Origin of the sequence: Pantoea ananatis LMG 2665 (assembly GCF_000710035.2) — a bacterium.
Classification (GTDB): domain Bacteria; phylum Pseudomonadota; class Gammaproteobacteria; order Enterobacterales; family Enterobacteriaceae; genus Pantoea; species Pantoea ananatis.
Map to the genome: position 1 here is coordinate 199,531 of NZ_JMJJ01000007.1, position 20,826 is coordinate 220,356.

Consider the following 20,826-nt stretch of genomic DNA (forward strand, 5'->3'; position numbering starts at 1 on the left):
GTTATTTGAGGTCGTTCAGCGCCAGATTAAGCTGCAGCACATTGACAGTCGGTTCGCCGATAAAGGGCAGCAGCGGGCGCTGCGTCATGCTGTCTACCAGGGCATCCACTTTCGCCAGCGGCAGCTGACGTGCCGCCGCGATACGCGGTGCCTGCCACAGCGCAGCCTCAGGCGAAATCTCCGGGTCCAGTCCACTGGCCGAGGTGGTTACCAGCTCGACCGGTACCGCCCCGTTAGCCTGCGGATTCGCCGTGCGCAAAGCCGCCACGCGCTCGGCTACAGCCTTATCCAGCGCCGGGTTGCTGGCCGCCAGGTTGCTGCCGCTGGAGGCCAGAGGATTATAAGGCTTATCACCGGTTGCAGAAGGACGCCCCCAGAAATAACCGGGCTGGCTAAAATTCTGACCAATCAGCGCTGATCCCCGTTCTTCGCCATCGACATTCAATACTGACCCGTTAGCCTGCCAGGGAAACAGCAGTTGCGACAGTCCCGTGGTAAGCAAAGGATAAACGACGCCGCACACAACCGTTAGCAGCAAAAGCAGGAAAATCGCCGGACGTAACTGACTCATTTTAATCTCCTCAGGCCATACCAGACAGCACGAGCAACATATCAATCGCTTTGATGCCGACAAAGGGCACCAGCAGCCCACCTAACCCATAAATCAGTAAATTACGGCGCAACAGCGATGCGGCACTCAAGGGGCGATAGCTGACACCTTTAAGCGCCAGAGGGATCAGGAATACAATCACCAGGGCGTTAAAAATCACGGCCGACAGGATGGCCGATGCGGGCGAGTGCAGCTGCATCACGTTGAGCATATTTAACTGTGGATAGGTTGCCGCAAAGGCGGCCGGGATGATGGCGAAATACTTGGCAACGTCATTGGCGATACTGAAGGTGGTCAAGGAACCGCGCGTCATCAGCATCTGCTTACCAATGTGCACCACTTCCAGCAGTTTGGTGGGGTTCGAGTCCAGATCGACCATGTTGCCCGCTTCTTTCGCCGCCTGAGTACCCGAGTTCATGGCAACCGCCACGTCCGCCTGGGCCAACGCTGGCGCGTCATTGGTGCCGTCACCGGTCATCGCGACTAAGCGCCCCTCCGCCTGATACTGACGAATCAGTGCCAGCTTGGCTTCCGGCGTCGCTTCTGACAGAAAGTCATCCACTCCCGCCTCTGCCGCGATGGCGGCGGCGGTGAGCGGGTTATCACCGGTGATCATCACGGTTTTAATGCCCATCTTGCGCAGTTCCGCAAAACGTTCTTTGATGCCACCTTTAACGATATCTTTTAGCGCCACCACGCCCAGCACCTTTGCGCCTTCCGCCACCACCAGCGGTGTGCCACCGGCCCGCGCCACCTCTTCAACCCGGGCGTTCACCTCAGCCGGAAAGGCACCGTGGCTGGCTTCAATATGACGGCGCACCGCATCGACCGCACCTTTACGGATCAGGCGGTCCTGTACGTTGACGCCGCTCATACGGGTTTGGGCCGAGAAGGGAATAAAGCTGGCGCCCATGCTGCTCAGGTCACGTTCACGCAGGTTAAACTTTTGCTTCGCCAGCACCACGATGCTGCGCCCTTCCGGCGTTTCATCCGCCAGGGACGCCAGCTGCGCCGCATCGGCAAGCTGTTCTTCCGTGACGCCGGGAGCCGGTAAAAACTGCGTTGCCTGACGGTTACCCAGCGTGATGGTGCCGGTTTTATCCAGCATCAGCACATCCACGTCGCCAGCGGCTTCAACAGCGCGGCCACTGGTGGCAATGACGTTAGCGCCCAGCATCCGGCTCATCCCGGCCACGCCGATAGCGGACAGCAGACCGCCAATGGTGGTCGGGATCAGGCATACCAGCAGCGCCACCAGTACGGTGATGGTGACCGGCGTGCCGCCCCAGGCTGAAAAAGGCCACAGCGTGACGGTGGCTAACAGAAACACAATGGTGAGCGACACCAGCAGAATGGTCAGGGCAATCTCATTCGGGGTTTTACGACGCTGTGCGCCTTCGACCATGGCGATCATCCGGTCCAGGAAGGTTTCGCCTGGGTTGGCGCTGCAGGTAATGACCAGCCAGTCAGACAGAATGCGTGTCCCGCCGGTCACCGAGGCGAAATCCCCGCCCGATTCACGGATCACCGGTGCCGATTCACCGGTGATCGCGCTCTCGTCTACCGATGCGCCCCCTTCCACGACTTCACCGTCGCAGGGGATCACATCACCGGCCTCTACCAGCACGGCATCCCCTTTACGCAGCGCATCGGCCGCCACCTGCTGCCACGCTGCACCGTAGTGCGCCGCCGACAGTTTTTTGGCGAAGCTGGTCTTTTTAACGCCTTTCAGGCTGTTTGCCTGGGCTTTACTGCGCCCTTCCGCCAGGGCTTCTGCCATGTTGGCAAACAGCACGGTGAACCATAGCCACAGGGCAATCGCGCCGGTAAAGCTGGCGCTGCCGCTCTGGTGTCCGGTAAACATCATTATGGCCAGAATCGAGGTCAGGATACTGCCCAGGTAAACCACAAACATGACCGGATTGCGAAACTGCACGCGAGGATCGAGTTTTTTTACCGCATCGATCGCTGAGGTACGTAACAGCGCTGCGTCAAACACCTGTTGTTGACGACTCATGATTATTGTCCCTGAATAAGTTGCAGATGCTCGGCGACCGGACCCAGCGCCAGAGCAGGAATAAAGGTCAGCGCGCCGACCAACAAGACGGTACCGACCAGCAGTGCGATAAACAGCGGACCGTGCGTAGGGAGCGTGCCGTTACCTACCGGCTGCACTTTTTTCACCGCCATTGCCCCCGCGATCGCCATGACCGGAATAATGATGCCGAAGCGACCCACGAACATGCACACCGCCAGCAGCAGGTTCCAGAACGGCGTATTGGCGCTCAGGCCCGCAAAGGCGCTGCCATTGTTATTGGCGGCCGACGAAACGGCATACAGGACTTCACTAAAGCCATGCGTTCCGGGGTTTGCCATACCTGCGCGTCCGGCGTCGGTCATCATCGCAATCGCCGTACCGATCAACACCAGCGCGGGCGTGACCAGAATCGCCAGGGCCGTCATTTTCATTTCCCATACGTCGATTTTCTTGCCGAGGAATTCCGGTGTGCGGCCAATCATCAACCCGGCAATAAACACCGCCAGTAAGACAAACAGCAGCATCCCGTACAGACCGGCACCCACGCCGCCAAACACCACCTCGCCCAGTTGCATCAGCAGCATCGGCACCATACCGCCCAGCGCCGTAAACGAGTCATGCATCGCGTTTACCGCACCGCAGGACGCCGCCGTCGTAATCACCGCAAACAGGCTGGAGTTGAGAATGCCGAAGCGCGTTTCTTTGCCTTCCATATTGATGGCGCTGTCAGCCCCTAGCGTCAGAAAGTGCGGGTTGCCACGTAGTTCAGCCCACATCACCAGCGCAGCAGCCACGACAAACATCAGCGTCATGGACCACAGCAACATTGAGCCCTGGCGCCGATCTTTTACGCTTTCGCCAAAGGCAAAGCAGAGAGCCGCCGGAATCAGGAAGATACTAAGCATCTGTACGAAATTGCTCAGCGCGGTAGGGTTCTCAAACGGATGCGCAGAGTTGACGTTGAAAAAGCCGCCGCCGTTGGTGCCCAGCATTTTGATGGCTTCCTGAGAGGCAACCGGCCCCATTGCCAGCGTTTGCTGCGCACCTTCGAGGCTGGTGACGTTGTGATACGGCAGGAAGTTCTGGATGCTGCCCTGGCTGACAAAAAACAGCGCCATCAGCAGGCTGATCGGCAACAGGACATAGAGTGTAATGCGCGTTAAATCGCGCCAGGCGTTCCCCAGGGTTGCCACCGAACGATTAGCAAAACCGCGAATCAGCGCAAACGCCACGGCGATGCCGGTGGCGGCGGAAACGAAGTTCTGCACCGTCAGCCCGACCATCTGGCTGAAGTAACTCAGGGTGCTTTCACCGGCATAAGACTGCCAGTTGGTGTTGGTGACAAAACTGATAGCGGTATTCAGCGCCAAATCCCAGCTCAGTCCGGGAAGATGTTGCGGATTGAGCGGCAACGCTCCCTGAAACATCAGGATGGCGAGCAGCACCACGAAGCCAAGCAGGTTGAACACCAAAATTGCCAGCAGGTAGTGCTGCCAGCGCATACCGCCTTCTTGTACACCCGAAAAACGCCACAGCAGGGCTTCAGCACGTGCAAAGAGGGGTTTATCGGCAACCAGCGCGGCCAGCCCACGCCCCAGCGGTTGCGCCATCACCATCAGCAACAGCAGATAAACCGCGATCAGTAAAAACGCATTGGCCGCCATCAGAAAGCCTCCGCATTTAACAGGGCATAGATCAGATAGCCCAGCAACAACACTACCAGCACAATGCCGGTTATTACGCCTGCACTCACAGCAACCTCCAGAGGATTGGATTTGCTGAGTAGCTTGCGCTGGCGCACATAAAGAAAGGGTTAAAATGCGGGTCGGGGATGTAAAAAATGTATAAAAACGACCCGCAATATCAGGCGGCGTCCAGCAACCAGATTCGGCGCAGATCGACGTTGTCCCAACGGCCGTTATCTTCGGCACACACAATGCTGTCAGTACAAAAACTGTCGCCCAGATCCAGCACCTCAGGTTTGATTTCCCGCTGCGCATGCAGTGACCAGAAGACATGCACCGTAGGTCGCTGTAATGACTTATCGCCGCCCTTCACCACCAGCGCAATGCGTCCAGACGCCAGGCGAACCAGGGAACCGACGGGATACATCCCTATCGTACTGACGAAAGCGTGCAGTAAGGTACTGTCGAAATGCCCCGGCCAGCTCAACATCATTTGCAGGGTTTTGGCTGGGGTCCAGCCTTTACGGTAAGGCCGCGTTGAGGTCAGCGCATCGTAAACGTCACAAATCGTCGCCATGCGGGAATACACGCTGATCTCATGGCCTTTCAGGCCATAGGGATAGCCGCTACCGTCATATTTTTCATGGTGATGCAGCGCGATATCCACAAGATCATCGCCTGCCTGTGCATCCATCAGCATTTGCGCACCTGCAATCGGATGTTCACACATGATCTTAAACTCTTCGTCGTTGAGCGTGTCCGGTTTGTTGAGGATAGCGAGTGGTACGGCTGCCTTACCCAGGTCGTGCAGTAATCCGCCCATCCCCACCCGCTGAAGCTGCTGAGCATCCAGCCCCAGTTTTTTTCCAAAGGCGATCATGAGCCCACAGACCGCCATGGAGTGCAGGTAGGTGTAATTGTCATGATCCTTTAGCTGCGCAACGCGTAACAGCGCGGAGGGCTCACGCTCAATAGAGCCCGCAATCTGATCGACAATGGCAATCATATCATTGAGATTCAGACCATGGCCCAGGCGTGCCTCGCTGAACATGGCCAGCACTTTTGGCTTTCCCTGTTCAAAGATATGCTGCGCCTGCTCCATTTCCTGAGAAAAAGGCGCACGCAGGCCTGAATCGACCTTTTTCGGCACAGATGGCGTCACTGAAATCGATTTCTCCATATCGATCCATAAACGCTGTATGCCCTCATGACGAAACATCGAAACCTGACGTTGATCGGTGATCAACATCTGATTACGAATGCGTTTGTCTTTAAACCACCAGACTTCAAGCTTGTGGACGAACATACCCGGTTTTAGTTCGTCAATGGTGATGAGTTTAATCACAATCTCCCTCCAGAGTATCAGCGGGTGATATCGTGATATCGGCAGGCACTCGGTTTTGTGCAGGTCATTTTGTGCGAACTGTGGCACAGCACAAATTTTAGCCGTCGAAGGGAGATTTTTCCTGTTAACCGGTAAAAAAGAGCGTGGTCAGGCTGTCTCAGTGAGCAATTTTGCCATCATCACCACATCGTGAAATTTGCCTTCACGCAGTGACGCCTGGCGGCGGATGCCTTCGCGTTCAAAACCCAGTCGCCCATACAGCGCCAGCGCCCGGTGATTATCGTGAAACACCTCCAGTTCCATACGGGTGATGCCCAGCCAGTTGCGCGCATAATCCATGGCGTTACGAATCAAATGCTCTCCGATTCCCCGACCAGAGAAGGCGGGATCGACGCCAATACCGAAACTGATGCAGTGGCGGGTACGCGGATTATGATTGGTAAACAGCGTGAGTTCGCCCACCATTTCCCCCTCAACTTCGGCGATAAAATTGATAAAGCCTTCCGCATCCATCTTTGCAAACTTCTTTTCCCAGGTCGCGACGCTGGGGAAAGGCAACTGAAGCGTCCAGGGATAAACCGCCGGATGACCGTAAAGACGTTGGTATGCCGCAGCATCGCCAGGCTCGCGGCCGCGCAGAGTGATATCCATATTTAATCCTTTTTAATCGGGCGTACACATGCACTAAGCTGTAACTCTTCCCGAACGGAAAGAGTGACTCTATGTTGTATCGTCGTTTCGAACGTTTTATCAATATTTTTCAGGATGCGCCAACCGATATGCCGCCTTCACGGGTCTGGCCATTTTACTTTTACTATCTGCGTCAGGTGTGGCCGAGCTTCGCCGCACTACTGGTGGTGGGATTAATTGGCGCACTGATTGAGGTTGCACTGTTCAGTTATCTGAGCCGCATTATCGATTTGGTGAATCACGCTACGCCAGCAACGTTGTTCAGGGATAACTGGCAAACGTTGTTATGGATGGGCTGTGTTGCGCTAATACTGCGCCCGGTATTTATTGCACTGCACGATATGCTGGTCCATCAGAGCATTAACCCCGGCATGACCAGTATGATCCGCTGGCAGCACCATAATTATGTCCTGCGGCAGAGCATGAACTTTTTTCAGAACGACTTCGCCGGGCGGATTGCGCAACGTATTTTGCAAACCGGTAATTCGCTGCGCGACTCGGCAGTACAGTTGGTGGATGCGATCTGGCATGTGCTGATCTATGCCGCAACGGCGATGGTCCTGTTTGCAGAAGCCGACTGGCGTTTGATGATTCCGCTGATAATCTGGATTGTGGCCTACGTTGCCGCGCTGCGCTTTTTCGTCCCCCGGGTAAAAGCCCGTTCGGTGGTGTCATCGGAGGCCCGTTCGAAGCTGATGGGCACCATTGTTGACGGCTATACCAACATCGCCACCATCAAGCTTTTCGCGCACAGCGATCTTGAACGTCAGTATGCCCGCGAAGCGATTCAGGAGCAGACGGATAAGACGCAGCATGCTAACCGGATGGTGACCAGCATGGACCTCACCTTATCAACGCTGAACGGAATCCTGATTGTCTCAACGTCAGGACTGGCGCTGTGGCTGTGGAGCGAGTCGCTGATCAGCGTTGGCGCCATTGCCCTGGCAACCGGCCTGGTGATCCGCCTGGTCAACATGTCCGGCTGGGTGATGTGGGTGGTAAACGGGATTTTTGAAAACATCGGTATGGTGCAGGACGGACTGAATACCATTTCACAACCGCTTAGCGTGCAGGATTCCTCAAAGGCAACACAGCTAAAGGTGACGCAGGGCGAGATTCGTTTCGACGCTATCCGTTTTGACTATGGCGGCGGCCGTCAGGTCATTGATGGCCTGAACCTGACCATCAAACCCGGTGAAAAAATTGGCCTGATTGGGCCTTCCGGTGCGGGTAAATCCACCCTGGTGAACCTGCTGCTGCGCCTGTACGACCTCAACGGCGGTCGTATCCTGATTGACGGTCAAAATATTGCTGAAGTGACGCAGGAGAGCCTGCGCAGCCAAATCGGGATGATCACCCAGGATACCTCGCTGCTGCATCGCTCTATTCGCGAAAACCTGTTGTACGGGCGGCCAGATGCCAGCGAAGAAGAACTCCAGTTAGCCATTCATCGCGCCCGCGCCGATGAGTTTATCCCGTTGCTGTCGGATTCTCAGGGCCGGTTTGGCCTGGATGCACATGTGGGTGAACGCGGCGTGAAACTGTCAGGCGGGCAGCGCCAGCGCGTAGCTATCGCCCGTGTCCTGTTGAAAGATGCGCCGATCCTGATTATGGATGAAGCGACGTCCGCGCTCGATTCCGAAGTGGAAGCCGCGATTCAGGAAAGCCTGGAATCCCTGATGCAGGGCAAAACGGTGATTGCCATCGCCCACCGCCTGTCCACCATTGCCAAAATGGATCGTCTGGTGGTGCTGGAAAAAGGCCAGATTGTGGAAATCGGTAGTCACTCTGAGCTACTGGCTCAAAATGGCCTGTATGCCCGTCTGTGGCAGCATCAGACGGGAGGATTTGTTGGCGCAGATTAATCGCCGCGTCGATATGGCAGGGCGTCACGGGCTTCTTCGGCCCAGAGATGGACGCCTTGCCGCTCCTGCTGCAGAAAGTCATCCACGGCCGCGCGCAGGCCGGGATGGCACAAATAGTGCCAGGAGTGGGTCATCTGGGGTTCAAAACCACGTACCAGTTTGTGCTCGCCCTGCGCGCCCGCATCAAAGCGTTGCAGCCTTTCCGCAATGGCGAAATCCATCCCCTGATAAAAACAGGTTTCGAAGTGAAGCCGGTCAAATTCCGCCAGGCAGCCCCAGTAGCGGCCATACAGGCTTTGGCCGTCCTTGAGGTAAAAGGCCATCGCCGCCGGTTGTTGCTGCAGACGGGCAATGACCACGCGAATATTGTCCGGCAGCCTCTCAGCCAGCAGGCTGAAGAAGGCGCGGGTCAGATAGGGCCGCTGGCCGCGCACTGCATAAGTATTGGCGTAGCAGGTATAGACAAAGTCCCACTGATCCTCGCGCAGTTGATCGCCGCGATACCAGTCAAATTCAAAACCGCTCTGCACCACCTGCTCGCGCTCTTTTCGCAGCTGTTTACGTTTACGCGACATCAGCGTATCCAGGAAATCCTGAAAGTCGCGATAGCCTCGATTGTGCCAGTGATACTGGCAGCCCAGGCGTGACAGCCAGTCAGGTTGCGCCGCCAGCAAGGCGTTCGCTTGCGGGTCGGTGAAGTTGATATGCGCACCACTCAGCCCCTGTTCAGCCAGCGCGTCCGGGAGAGCAGCAAGCAGTCGGGCGGCGGCATCCGCTGCGCCGAGTACGCGTGCCCCTGTGACCGGGCTGAAAGGAATCGCGCCCAGCCATTTCGGATAGTACGGAATCCCGGCGCGCTGACAGGCATCTGCCCAGGCGTGATCGAAAACGTATTCACCCTGAGAATGAAACTTTTGATAACCGGGAAGCGCGGCGCGAAGCACACCGGCCTCACGCCAGAGAAGGTGATCGGGCTGCCAGCCCCTTTCCGGCCGGACGCTGCCACTTTCTTCCAGGCTCAGCAAAAACGCGTGGCGTAAAAAAGGCTGTTGATCGGGTAACAGCGCATCCCATTCAGCGGCAGAGATATCTGAAAGCGAACTCAGGTGGAACAACGACATGCATAACTCCAGACAGCAACCGATGACACGTCAGTCAAGCAGGTTTTAGGGTTCAGGGAAAGCAGAACGGCACGGAATGCCTCATGCCAACGCGCGACCTGAAGCGTCGTTAGGTTTTGACGTTAATCCCGCCAGCTGTTCAAATGCCTGCAGAATCTGACAAAACAGCGAAGGAACGGACATGGCAAAAGCATTGGTGATCTTCCTACACGGCGTGGGCAGTAACGGCGACGATCTGGCCCCCATTGGCGACGACTGGGCAACCCTGCTCCCGGATGTGGCCTTTGCCTCACCGGATGCGCCTTACGTCTTTGAGCATGGCGCGGGCTATCAGTGGTTTAGCCTGGCCGGGATTACGCCGGAAAATCGCCCGGGTCGGGTGCGTGAAGCCCGCGAGGCCTTTGACCGCGTTATTCGTCATCTGATGGCGCAGCACGGAATGGCAGATCGCTGGGAAAACGTCATTCTGGTGGGCTTTTCGCAGGGCTCAATTATGGCGCTGGATCTGCTGGCTTCCGGGCGTTATCCGCTCGCGGGCGTGGTGGCGTTTTCCGGACGCCTGGCCTTTGACGGCCCGCTGACGCCAGCACCTCACACGCCAGCCCTGATAATTCATGGCCGTGCTGATACGGTCATACCGGCCAGTGAAAGCGAGTCGGCGGCCACTCGCCTGAAGGCGGCTGGCGTCCTGGTCGAAGCGGTATTTGAGCCGCAGACCGGTCACTCGATTTCGGGTCAGGGCGCGATGCACGCCGCCGGGTTTATTGCTCAGTGCTTGCAGGACTAAACCGCAGACATGCCGGTTTGGCCCTCAGGCTAGCCCAACAGGTTAATGAGCGCGAAACCGGCAAAACTCATCAGTAACGAGCCAATGACATGCACCAGCGCACTGCTCATCGCCCACAGGTATTTGCCGGTCTGCAATAAGGTCATTAACTCTGCTGTAAACGTGGAAAACGTGGTAAGCCCGCCGCATAAGCCCGTAATGATGAGTAACCGCCAGGCGGGATCGAGTGAGGGATTTTTGATAAACCAGGCCATTGCACCGCCAATCACGAATCCGCCAATCAAATTCACCAGCAAAGTCCCCGGTGGCAGATTGGGGAAAAACGCATTAAAACGCATACCGAACCACCAACGCAGTACACAGCCCACACTGCCGCCCAAAATCACAGCCAATAGCGGTTTTAACATCACAGACTCCATTTCAGGATTTGCGCAGAAGAGGGTGGAGGGCCAGAAAAAATGCATGCACCTGACACTCCAGCTCCCGCGAAAGGATTAAGGATAATGTCAGGCGTCATCAGCCGCAGGTTACGCCTGCAGGCGGTTGGGAAAGGTGGAACGCCATCACCTTATGCGCGCCATAATACGACGCCTTTTTCTGACTGGCAACCACAGTTGAGCGGGGAAATCAGCAATGCCAACCGACGCCGTCTGGACAGATGCCCCCGCTCAGGCTGCCGCAAAGCAGACGGTTTTGGGCCACACAATTCAGGTTTCCTCTTGAGCCGTTTTCCGCTTAAATGGTGACCTGCCAGCGGCCTTAAAGGGCCGTTTAATGCCCTTCACGCATAGCGAAGGGATGAGCCTGTTCTGGAGCGGCCTGTGCGAACTGTCATTTTAGATACTGATATCGGCGTAGACGATGCCTTTGCTCTGGCTTATGCCGCCCGCACCCAACATTTGCTGGGCATTACTACGGTGTTTGGCAACGTTGCCGTGGGACAGGCCGTGAAAAATGCCCGGCTGTTTTGCCACAAAATGGCGATTGAGGTACCGGTATACCGGGGCTGTTCACGTCCATTGGCCCAGGCGCCGAGCGCGCCTGCCCGACTGCATGGCGAAGATGGTTTAGGGGACGCGTTTGATAATCCCTTCAGCGATGAGGCACCCGGTGCCGTTCAGTTTATTATCGACAGCGTGCGGGCCAGTCCGGGTGAAATCACGCTTGTCGCGATAGGTCCGCTGACCAATATCGCCAGCGCAATCAATCAGGCGCCGGATATTATTCCGCTGGTGAAAGAGCTGGTCATGATGGGTGGCGCATTTGGCACGGATGGGCACAGCGGGAATGTCACGCCCTTCAGCGAATTTAATATCTGGAAAGATCCTCACGCCGCCGATCAGGTTCTCTCTTCCACCTTGCCGATCGTGGTGATCCCGCTCGATGTCACGCATAACGTCTTGATCCACAGCGATGAGGTCGATCGACTTCATCAACCCGTCCTGCATGCGATCTGCCGCCCCTATCTGGCATACAGCCTTGAGAAGGAAGGCTTTTCTGGTATGGCGCTGCATGACACGCTGACGATATCCTGGCTGTGTTTGCCTGACGCGTTCACGCTGGTGGAAAGCCCGCTTCGTGTCATTACGGAAGGCATTGCCTGCGGCCAGACGGTGCGTCAGTTGAGTGCCCTGGCGTCCCGGCATGATCCCTTCCGCAATCTGCCTCGACAGCGCATCGCACTGGGGGTTGATGCGGAGGCCGTGCGGAAACACTTTTTTCAGTTGCTCAGCCGATAAGCCTGGCGGCGAGACGGCTCCTGTCATCCACCGTTAGCGATCAAAATCGATAACGCCTTTAATCAACTCACGATTGTTGATAACCGCTTCCTCAAAGTGCTCTGCCAGCGTAGAGAAGGCGAAATGGCGGTTCAGCATCATTTCTGCTCGCAGTTTCCCGGCGGCCATGAGTTCACGCACCCGGTCAAAATCTTCGCGCGTAGCGTTCCGGCTGCCCATCAACGTACTCTCTTTTTTGTGGAATTCACTGTCGGGGATGACCAGGTCGCCTTTGTGCAGGCCTACATAAACCACCGTACCGCCATGCCGAATCAGGTTAACCGCCGCGTTCATGGCCGCCGGGTTGCCCGTGGCATCGATCAGGGTTAACGCCAGCTGACCGTTAAATCCAGCGCGCAGCTTGGTGATGAAATCGGCGTCAGCCGGGTTAAGCGCGGGAAGACCCAGCTGTTGACTGACGTGCTGGCGGCGGTATTCACTGGTGTCCGCCACGATGACCTGCGCGCCATTGGCCGCCGCGATGGCCGCCGCCCCCAGCCCAATAGGGCCAGCGCCCACCACCAGCACGGCATCGCCCTGTGCCACTGCCGCACGCCTTACCGCATGGGCGCTAATCGCAAAGGGTTCAATCAGCGCCGCCGCCTCAGGTGCCAGCGCGTCCACGGCCAACAGGTTTGACGCAGGCACGCTCAGATAGTCACAAAAGCCGCCATCCTGATGTACGCCAATAACTGAGATATGTTCACAACAGTTGGTTTTACCGCTTTGGCAGGCATCGCAATGATAACAGGAGAGATAGGGGATCAGCGCCACGCGCTGGCCAACGGCAAACCCCTCCACGGCGCTGCCTGTTTCAACAATGTCTGCGCAGAGTTCATGCCCGAGTACCCGTGGATAGCTAAAAAAAGGTTGGTTTCCCGCCCAGGCATGGATATCCGTGCCGCAGATGCCCGCGCTGACAATTTTAATCAGCACCTCCCCTGGTGCGGGTTGAGGCGTTGCGCGCGTGGTCCAGACCATATTGCGTGGTTCGGCGATGACTAATGCTTTCATTGTTGTCATGGTAAGACTCCCGTTATCGTTAGCGCAGTTATGGCTAATCTTGCCGTGACAAGGCATTTCCTTTGCGCGTTCTGTGAAGCGTGACGGTTTTTTTGGGCCTTCAATGGTTTTTAATGCATAAAAAACCGGAGCCGCTCATGAGCCGTAGTCAGAATTTACGTCATAACGTGATCAACCATATGCTGGAAAGCATTGCCCAGGGTCATATTCAGTCGCCCCTGCCGCCGCAGGCCGCCCTGGCTGAAATGTTTAATATCAGCCGCACCACGGTGCGGCATGCTCTGCGCTATCTGCACCAACGCGGCGTGCTGGAGAACGTAAAAGAGAGCTGGGTCATCGTGCGCGAGCCTGAAGAGCAAGACAGCCTCAGCGCCGTCACGCCAGCCATTGAGCAGCAGGCCAGCCAGGTGGAAAAACGCTTTTTTGATATGATTAATCAGCGACTGCTGCAGCCCGGTGACACGTTCAGCGAACTGCAACTGGCAAAACAGGCCAACGTCAGCCCGGTAGCGGTACGGGAATTCCTGCTGCATTTTATGCGTTATAACCTGCTGGAACCGGTTAAACGCGGCCACTGGCAGATGAAAAAGTTTTCACAGGAGTACGCCGAAAAGTTATTTGAGCTGCGCGAGATGCTGGAAACTCATGCGCTTACCCGCTTTCTGAATTTGCCCAGAGAGGATGAACGCTGGATCCAGGCCAGAGATCTGCTGGATCGCCACCGATCGATGCGCGAAACGATCGCCAGCAACTATCGCCATTTTGCTGCCCTCGATAAAGAGCTGCACTGGCTGATCCTGTCTGCCGCCAACAACCCCTTTTTTAATCAGTCGCTGGAGATTATTTCAGTGATTTTTCATTCGCATTATCAGTGGGATGAAAGCGATCTTAAGCAGCGCAACATCGTCGCGCTGGAAGAGCATATGGCGATTCTGTCCGCCCTGATTGGCCGCCGGGATGTGGATGCGCTGTGCGCATTGCATAACCACCTGGCTACCGCCAAGCGCTCTATGGTACGGAGCATTAATCAGTACAATTAAAACCCGATTAAAAACCACAAAGCATTAGCTCCCGCACGATTTTGAAACAACTTTACAACATATCCTGTTCATTCCCCCTACTCTCAGCGCAACGCCCCGACGGCCTTGTACCGCCGGGCGACCGTAATACTCACAATAATGATGAATCGCCTGCCCGGGGAGATTGCCATGGAACATAGATCGGTTGTTGATCACGCGAACCCGTCCGACACTTCGCCCGATGAGGCGTTTGTGCCGTGGCGCAGTGATATCGTGCGCTCGCCGCGCATTCGTAAAGTCCAGATTACTGCCATGCTGCTGCTGCTGTTTGCTGCCGTCATTAACTACCTGGATCGCAGTTCGCTGTCTGTGGCCAACATGACCATTCGTAATGAAATGGGGCTGAGCGCCACCGAGATCGGCGTGCTGTTGTCTGCGTTTTCGCTGGCCTATGGGCTGGCGCAGTTGCCCGCCGGTGCGCTGCTGGACCGTAAAGGACCGCGCATTATGCTGGGCCTGGGAATGTTTATCTGGTCCCTGTTCCAGGCCGCGTCCGGACTGGTGCATAACTTTACGCAGTTTGTCCTGGTGCGTATTGGGCTCGGCATTGGTGAAGCCCCCATGAATCCGTGCGGGGTCAAGGTCATCAACGACTGGTTTAACATTAAAGATCGCGGTATGCCGATGGGGATGTTTAACGCCGCCTCGATGATTGGCTTATCCATCGCGCCGCCGATCCTGGCGGCCATGATGCTGGTTCTGGGCTGGCGCGGCATGTTTGTCACCATCGGGATTCTGGGTGTGTTTCTTGCCATCGGCTGGTACCTGGTTTACCGCGATCGCGATAACAAACAGCTAAGCGCTGAAGAGATCCACTACCTGCAGGCAGGCAGCGTGGCATCGCGTAAAGAGCCGATCAGCTTTCAAGAATGGCGTGGGCTGTTTAAACAGCGCACCATGTGGGGCATGATGATTGGCTTCAGCGGCATCAACTATACCGCCTGGCTGTATATCGCCTGGCTGCCGGGCTATCTGCAATCCACCTATCATCTCGACCTGAAAAGCACGGGATTACTGGCGGCCATTCCCTTCCTGTTCGGTGCCGCAGGCATGCTGTTAAATGGCTATGTGGTTGATGCGCTGGTCAGGCGCGGCTGGGATGCGGTAAAAACCCGTAAAGTCTGCATTGTCAGCGGTATGATTCTGTCTGCCGGGTTTACCGCTATCGTGACGCGCGCGACCGACACCACCAGCGCCGTGACGCTGATTGGAATGGCGCTGTTTTGCATCCACTTTGCCGGTACCTCCTGTTGGGGTTTGATTCATGCCAACGTCACCGCGCGTATGACGGCGTCCGTGGGCAGCATTCAAAACTTCGCCAGCTTTATCTTTGCCTCGTTTGCGCCGGTCGTGACCGGATGGGTGCTGGATACCACCAAATCATTCAGCCTGGCGCTGATGATTTGCGCCTGCGTCACCCTGGTTGGCGCCCTGGCGTACCTGCTGCTGGTGCGTAAACCCATCACGGACGGCGCCTGATATCCCCAATTCAGGTCAGCGGGTGGAGGGTCACGCCGTGGCGCGCACCATAACGCTGAATGCCTGCAATCGCTTTATCAATACTGAGCGGCGGCGGCGCAGGCAGCAGCGGGGCGCGCTCCCGGAGCGCCGAATCGAACCGGGAAAAGGTGGCAAAATCGTGGGGGAAGCGCGTTTCATCTACCCCGACTAATGCGCCCTCTTCCCTGGCGAAGGCTAACAGCTGTTTCCAGCGATCGACGTCCGCCAGGCCAATGCTGTCGGTGCCGTGCGAATACAGCATCATATCGATATGGTTGAAAGGCGGCTGCTTTTCAAGAAAGCGCTGCAGCGCATCAGCCGACGGCACGGATGGAAACATCAGCCAGAACGGAATCGCGTGCTGCTGCATGCTGCACCAGGGATCCATGAGTAAAAAGCTGTCTACCGTCAGCCGGGCAGGCAATATGCCCGCCGCCAGATACCAGTCGCGATAAATTTCAGCGACCACGAAACTCAGCGCTTCGGGATGGTCGTAGCGAATCTCCATCAGCCGCCAGCGCTGGGCTTCTGCCAGCTTTTTCAGTGGCGAAATCAGGTAGCCATCCAGCCCCCATTCGGCTTCAGGGACGTGGTCGGTGATAGCAGGCGGTTCCCAACGCGCCCGATCCACGCCTGCCCGCGCCAGATATTCCGCCACTCTCGGCCCGCCCTGCAAATACTCCTTTTCGGTTGCGCCGCCGGGGGCGCCAAACTGAAAGAAAGAGCGGTCACTGGTGCGCGTTACCGGCCACTGTCGCGTACAGTGATTAATGAACAGTGTTGATCCCGCCGGTAATCCTCCCAGCAGAAACTCATTGAAGGCCAGCGGCATGTCGCGCAGCTTCAGGCGGAAATAGTGCATTTTTTCCAGCAGGAGGCGATCCTGACTCGGATCCTGCATGTGGTGCACGGCAAGCTTAGGCCAGGTCGCCAGCAACGCTGCTGCCACGGCCTTGCCGTTTTCAAATTCGGACTGGGCGTCATCCGGATCGCTCTGCTGTACCCGCACCGGGCACAAAAACGTTTGCGGTAGCCACGGCGTTCCCATCGCCGCGGCCAGATGCACCATGGCACCGTTAGTGGCACCGACAAACGCAGCCGGATAATCGCGCTGCGGATAGGTACTGACCATCCATTCGGCGATGCCTTCGACGTCCAGTTCACTGGCCTGTTTGTGACTGATGCCCTCGGCCAGGCCACTGACCGCATAGCCCCACTCACGCAGCCGGGTCGGTAACCGATCAAGTGAAGGCAGTAAGCGGTCTAACATGGGCGACTGGCCTGGACTGGCAAAAGGCCGATCGTGCAGCGCATTCGCTAAGGCCAGCAGCATCGTGGCGGCTGAATCAAACCGGGCAATGCCCTTAGGAGGTTTACTCATGCTGGCTCTCCTGCTGAATACGCGCCAAAAAAGGTCGGATGGCGTGGCAGAAACTCCACGGATAGACATAGTGCAGCCGGTGCGTGCCGCCGCGCAGGGTGATTTTTTCACTGTGCGGCAGCAGCCCCGCCAGCTCATCCAGCCAGCGCGCCGGGCAAACCGGATCGCGCGAGCCTCTCAGCAAGAGGGTTGGCGCGGTGAGATAGGTCAGGTGGTGTTCGATAGGATCGTTCAGCATGGCGCGCAGGGTGCCAAAGGCTCGCGGCAAACCGGCTTTCGCCCAGTCAATTCGGGCCAGCGAGTCGGGCGATCGATGCGCTTCCATTCGGCTGTTACGCCAGCCTCGCCATATCTGACGAACCACGCTGCGCGCGTGGCGATCGGCGGTGGGCCCCTGTAATACAAGGCCTGCCACCGCTTCGGGGTATTTATCCGCCAGAGCCGCCAGCACCTGGCAGCCAAAAGCGCTCCCAACCCAGATCGCCCGCTGAAATCCGTTATGCTGTAACCATTGCCACAGGATATCGGCCAGCGCTTTCACCGAAAGAACCGGTGCGGATGCGGGCAACGCACTACCGCCAAAGCCTGGCAGGTCGGGCACCAGAACGTGATAATCCCGTCCCAGCGCCAGTGCCAGTGATTCCATCGACCGCCCCGACATTACCAGGCCGTGAATCAGCACCACGGGCAACCCCTGAGGTTCCTCAGGCGTGACGCGGGTAAACATGCGCCAGTCACCGATCTGTTGATAATAACCCGCCAATCCCGCGTGATGACTGCGTGGTGAAACCGGCGGCGTTTGCTTCATTTGCTGCCAGCGTTTCGTGCCCCACATGACCGCCGCGACACCTAAGCCGATCCCGGCGGCAAGCGCCATGCCCTGCCGCTTTCTACACTGGATGGTACGCCTCATCAGCTGCTCCTGTTCCTGGGTATCCATTGAGTGTAGGACGGGAATGGCAGAGGCAGGCGGTTAATGCATTGGGTCAGGCAATGGTATGGCGCAGGCGGCCGATTTTTTCGATCTCAACCTCAACCACATCGCCACTGAACATGAACAGCGGCGGCGTGCGTTTTTTACCCACGCCGCCCGGTGAACCCGTGATAATCACATCGCCTGGCGACAGCGGGCTAAAGGCGGAAACGTATTCAATAATGTTGGCTACCGGATGCACCATGCTGCCGGTGGTATCGTTTTGTACTTCCTGACCGTTCAGCACCGTTTTAATGGTCAACTGCTGCGGATCAGGGATCTCGTCGGCGGTAGTCATCCAGGGCCCGAAGCCTCCGGTTTGCGGCCAGTTTTTCCCTGCGGTAAACCAGGTAAACTGCATGTCGCGCACCGTCGCATCCATAAAGCAGCTGTATCCTGCCACCGCGCTCAGCGCCTCTTCCGCCTTAACCTGATGCGCAGGCTGGCCGATGATCACCGCCAGTTCCCCCTCGTAATCAAACTCCTGGGTGGTGGTGGGTTTTTGCAACGGTTGCTCATGGCCGACCAGGGAGTCAGCAAAGCGTACAAATAACGTGGGGGCATCCAGCGTGGCGGCGAATTCCTGGCGTTTATCGGCATAGTTCATGCCCACGCAAAACACTTTACCAGGCTGCTCGATGACGGGCAGAAACTGCACAGTTGACCAAACATGATCGGCGGGCATCGCCTCAAAAGCAGTCAGGTCGGCCAGTGACGAGCGCGTCAGGAAGGTTTTTAAATCCGGGCAGGCTTTTCCCAGGCGCATACCGACATCCACTACGCCCTGAGCCTTAACGATACCAAAGCTTTTCTTCCCCTGTTCAGGAAGGTAAAAACTGCATAGCTGCATGACCGCCTCATGATGATTACGGGTTATAACCGCATGTTTTACAAGAAATTGGCGCGCAGAGTAGCAAAAATAGCGATGAAAATCGTACCTCGTTTGGCACATCGGATGTCCAGATGTATCACGTTGTGTCAACAGGAGGATGTCAGGAAGGTCACGCAGATAAGGGTGTCGTTATGACAGGGGACAATCAAAAGGGGGGGCGAGATAACGAGGTGATAATCACCGGTCAATCCCTGACCGCGACTATCGAGGGTATTCGGTGGGCGCTTAGTTCAGCGCGCCTGGCGGTACGTGTTTAAAGGTTTCGACATAAGCGTGGAACACGTACTTAAAAAAACGTTTCATACATCATCCGGTTAAAATTTTGTTGAATATCTACAGCAAAAGTATAGCTCCTGCTGTTTAAAGCATCAATAAATTTTGAACCAGATCACAAAATTCACTTTTAACTGCGTTACTGAAACAGGGCCAGGTGCTCTGCAAGAATGGTTGACCCAATAGCAATCAGGACCAGGCCGCCCAGCACTTCAGCCCATTTGCCCAACACCGGTCCGATAAAACGCCCAATCAGCACGCCGGTGGTGGCCATTACGGTGGTTGCCGCACCGATAGTCAGGGCCGTGGTCACGATATTTACCTGCAGGAACGCCAGTCCAACCCCGACGGCCAGGGCATCAAGACTGGTTGCGACCGCCGTGGTGGCCAGTACCATGAAGCCGTGACTCTGCGGTGCTTCACAAGGCTCTGTGGCTGTTTTGCGGAAGCCTTCCATCATCATACGCGCGCCAAGAAAGGCCAGCAGGAAAAAGGCAATCCAGTGATCCCATGCCGCTACGTACTGGCTGGCTGCCAGGCCCAGCGCCCAACCGATAAGCGGCGTCAGGGCTTCGATACAACCGAAAATCAGACCGGTCCGCACGGCTTCCTTCAGGCCAGGACGATGCAAGGTTGCACCTTTGCCCAGTGCGGCGGCAAACGCGTCCATTGACATTCCAAAAGCAAGAATAAGCGTGGCAATAAAGGTCATGATTCGTTCACTTGGGATGAAAAAGCACGGCTTCATGCTAAATCCATCACACAATTTGCTCGGTTATTTAAAAAGTGCGCGCAGTCTATCACGCGATAATAGATATAAAAAGACAATAAAATCAGGGATTTAAGTATAGCAAAGGCTATAACTCATAACAGTCGCTATGAATGCCGCTAAGTTAATGTCATTTAAGCCTTTTCTCGACAGCTTTCCTCCGGGAATGACAGGTAGCGGCAGAGCATGATTGAACCTCTGCACGGAATACCGGAAAATGTCCGGCTGATAAACAGAGAACACTGCTCATGAATAACCCTTTCGAGTCCTTAATCCTTCCCGGTGGCATTTTACTGCTGGGCTTTCTGTCTGCCCTGCTGCTACCCGCACCGGCTTTTAGCCTGACGGTGGCGCAGCATTTGCAGCAGCTGTTTCATTTACAGGATCTGAGCCAGCTGTACACCCTGGTGTTCTGCCTGTGGTTCCTGGTGCTGGGCGCGCTGGAGTTTTTTGTTATCCGCTTTGTCTGGCGTCGCTGGTTCAAGGTGTGACAACGCTGTCCTGCAAAAGCGGCCTGGATACAGGGCTGCCGGGCGGTTGGCCCTGGCCGGTTTTCTGTTCTGAAGAAAATCTTAAAATTGCGCTGTCACGCGTATTTCCTGAGGCGTCGCAACCGTGCTGGCATCCTGCATGGGGCAACTCCTGAGGTCACAAAAATGTAACATTTGTTTTACACAAATGGGCCAGATACACCAACGATTAAAAATTCACCTCAAAGAATAAAATTAAATAAACGCCATTTTTCATAAGTTTAAATTATTCCTTCCCTTGGGTGACATTTTCACCCTGCACCATAAAGAGGCAATCTCGCAACATCCATTTTAACTTAACTCACTGAGTTAAAAGAAAAATATCCCTTATACCCAGCCAGGCATTATGATTATTTCTTATGCTGAATCATTTCTGCATTTAAAAAATAAACAAATGTTTAAATCCGATACGAGAATGTTATATTTGGGCAACAAAGCATAACGTTGAGTTAACTCGTTATCGTCGCTTTAACCCATACCTGAGTCT

Annotated in this window: 20 protein-coding genes and 1 riboswitch; of the genes, 6 read left to right on the plus strand and 14 right to left on the minus strand. The window is 56.0% G+C overall.

Annotated features, from left to right (window positions below; all coding sequences use genetic code 11):
• Window position 1: 1 nt before the first annotated feature.
• The 6 genes from kdpC to EL29_RS17215 all read right to left on the minus strand — a co-directional run bounded on the left by kdpC (window position 2) and on the right by EL29_RS17215 (window position 6,329).
• A complete protein-coding gene (kdpC, locus tag EL29_RS17190) occupies window positions 2-571 on the minus strand; it encodes a potassium-transporting ATPase subunit KdpC (RefSeq protein ID WP_014594840.1) in 570 nt (189 codons plus the stop codon).
• Window positions 572-581: 10 nt separating this feature from the next.
• Window positions 582-2,627, minus strand: coding sequence for a potassium-transporting ATPase subunit KdpB (gene kdpB / locus EL29_RS17195; protein ID WP_013027626.1), 2,046 nt, complete (start codon window positions 2,625-2,627; stop codon window positions 582-584).
• Window positions 2,628-2,629: 2 nt separating this feature from the next.
• Window positions 2,630-4,312 (minus strand): potassium-transporting ATPase subunit KdpA, encoded by a 1,683-nt coding sequence (gene kdpA / locus EL29_RS17200; protein ID WP_013027627.1) that lies wholly within the window; start codon window positions 4,310-4,312, stop codon window positions 2,630-2,632.
• On the minus strand, window positions 4,312-4,401 hold the full coding sequence (gene kdpF / locus EL29_RS17205; protein WP_015699348.1) for a K(+)-transporting ATPase subunit F: 90 nt from the start codon (window positions 4,399-4,401) through the stop codon (window positions 4,312-4,314). Before kdpF ends, kdpA begins: the two co-directional genes overlap by 1 nt.
• A 110-nt stretch (window positions 4,402-4,511) precedes the next feature.
• A complete protein-coding gene (locus tag EL29_RS17210; RefSeq protein WP_024472227.1) occupies window positions 4,512-5,678 on the minus strand; it encodes an HD-GYP domain-containing protein in 1,167 nt (388 codons plus the stop codon).
• Window positions 5,679-5,825: 147 nt separating this feature from the next.
• Window positions 5,826-6,329, minus strand: a complete 504-nt coding sequence (locus EL29_RS17215; RefSeq protein WP_028715902.1) for a GNAT family N-acetyltransferase — start codon at window positions 6,327-6,329, stop codon at window positions 5,826-5,828.
• Between the two features lie 71 nt (window positions 6,330-6,400).
• Here EL29_RS17215 and EL29_RS17220 point away from each other — a divergent pair, with 71 nt between their 5' ends.
• Window positions 6,401-8,233 (plus strand): ABC transporter ATP-binding protein, encoded by a 1,833-nt coding sequence (locus EL29_RS17220; protein WP_013027631.1) that lies wholly within the window; start codon window positions 6,401-6,403, stop codon window positions 8,231-8,233.
• Here the strand turns inward: EL29_RS17220 and EL29_RS17225 are convergent.
• A complete protein-coding gene (locus tag EL29_RS17225; protein WP_028715903.1) occupies window positions 8,230-9,354 on the minus strand; it encodes a GNAT family N-acetyltransferase in 1,125 nt (374 codons plus the stop codon). The two genes, EL29_RS17220 and EL29_RS17225, sit on opposite strands and share 4 nt — an antisense overlap.
• Before the next feature lie 181 nt (window positions 9,355-9,535).
• Here EL29_RS17225 and EL29_RS17230 point away from each other — a divergent pair, with 181 nt between their 5' ends.
• Entirely contained in the window at window positions 9,536-10,141 is a 606-nt protein-coding gene (locus EL29_RS17230; protein ID WP_028715904.1) for an alpha/beta hydrolase, read from the plus strand.
• 29 nt (window positions 10,142-10,170) lie between these two features.
• On the opposite strand, the gene crcB is transcribed toward EL29_RS17230, so the two are convergent.
• Window positions 10,171-10,548 carry a fluoride efflux transporter CrcB gene (gene crcB, locus EL29_RS17235; RefSeq protein WP_015699341.1) on the minus strand — a complete coding sequence of 126 codons (378 nt, stop codon included), beginning with the start codon at window positions 10,546-10,548 and terminating at the stop codon, window positions 10,171-10,173.
• Window positions 10,549-10,641: 93 nt separating this feature from the next.
• Window positions 10,642-10,718: riboswitch (Fluoride riboswitch) on the minus strand.
• A gap of 244 nt (window positions 10,719-10,962) precedes the next feature.
• Here crcB and EL29_RS17240 point away from each other — a divergent pair.
• On the plus strand, window positions 10,963-11,880 hold the full coding sequence (locus tag EL29_RS17240; protein WP_013027635.1) for a nucleoside hydrolase: 918 nt from the start codon (window positions 10,963-10,965) through the stop codon (window positions 11,878-11,880).
• A 33-nt stretch (window positions 11,881-11,913) separates the two neighbouring features.
• Here EL29_RS17240 and EL29_RS17245 read toward each other — a convergent pair whose 3' ends face one another.
• The gene (locus EL29_RS17245; protein ID WP_028715905.1) at window positions 11,914-12,942 is read right to left on the minus strand and encodes a zinc-binding alcohol dehydrogenase family protein; all 1,029 of its coding nucleotides are present in this window, start codon (window positions 12,940-12,942) and stop codon (window positions 11,914-11,916) included.
• 137 nt (window positions 12,943-13,079) lie between these two features.
• Here EL29_RS17245 and EL29_RS17250 point away from each other — a divergent pair, with 137 nt between their 5' ends.
• Both EL29_RS17250 and EL29_RS17255 read left to right on the plus strand, forming a co-directional pair.
• The gene (locus EL29_RS17250; protein WP_028715906.1) at window positions 13,080-13,982 is read left to right on the plus strand and encodes a GntR family transcriptional regulator; all 903 of its coding nucleotides are present in this window, start codon (window positions 13,080-13,082) and stop codon (window positions 13,980-13,982) included.
• A gap of 168 nt (window positions 13,983-14,150) precedes the next feature.
• Window positions 14,151-15,500 (plus strand): MFS transporter, encoded by a 1,350-nt coding sequence (locus tag EL29_RS17255; protein WP_028715907.1) that lies wholly within the window; start codon window positions 14,151-14,153, stop codon window positions 15,498-15,500.
• Window positions 15,501-15,510: 10 nt separating this feature from the next.
• On the opposite strand, the gene EL29_RS17260 is transcribed toward EL29_RS17255, so the two are convergent.
• The 5 genes from EL29_RS17260 to mntP all read right to left on the minus strand — a co-directional run bounded on the left by EL29_RS17260 (window position 15,511) and on the right by mntP (window position 19,752).
• Window positions 15,511-16,902: a hypothetical protein gene (locus EL29_RS17260; protein ID WP_015699335.1), complete on the minus strand. Its 1,392-nt coding sequence runs from the start codon at window positions 16,900-16,902 to the stop codon at window positions 15,511-15,513.
• Window positions 16,895-17,815 carry an alpha/beta fold hydrolase gene (locus tag EL29_RS17265; protein WP_015699334.1) on the minus strand — a complete coding sequence of 307 codons (921 nt, stop codon included), beginning with the start codon at window positions 17,813-17,815 and terminating at the stop codon, window positions 16,895-16,897. Before EL29_RS17265 ends, EL29_RS17260 begins: the two co-directional genes overlap by 8 nt.
• A gap of 73 nt (window positions 17,816-17,888) precedes the next feature.
• A complete protein-coding gene (locus tag EL29_RS17270; protein ID WP_014604789.1) occupies window positions 17,889-18,725 on the minus strand; it encodes a fumarylacetoacetate hydrolase family protein in 837 nt (278 codons plus the stop codon).
• A gap of 267 nt (window positions 18,726-18,992) precedes the next feature.
• Complete coding sequence (gene azuC / locus EL29_RS23455; protein ID WP_112900613.1) at window positions 18,993-19,070, minus strand: stress response protein AzuC; 78 nt, start codon at window positions 19,068-19,070, stop codon at window positions 18,993-18,995.
• Window positions 19,071-19,179: 109 nt separating this feature from the next.
• Window positions 19,180-19,752, minus strand: coding sequence for a manganese efflux pump MntP (gene mntP, locus EL29_RS17280; RefSeq protein WP_024472222.1), 573 nt, complete (start codon window positions 19,750-19,752; stop codon window positions 19,180-19,182).
• Between the two features lie 305 nt (window positions 19,753-20,057).
• On the opposite strand from mntP, the gene EL29_RS17285 reads away from it, so the two are divergent.
• Entirely contained in the window at window positions 20,058-20,300 is a 243-nt protein-coding gene (locus EL29_RS17285; protein WP_013027643.1) for a DUF1158 family protein, read from the plus strand.
• Window positions 20,301-20,826: the final 526 nt, after the last annotated feature.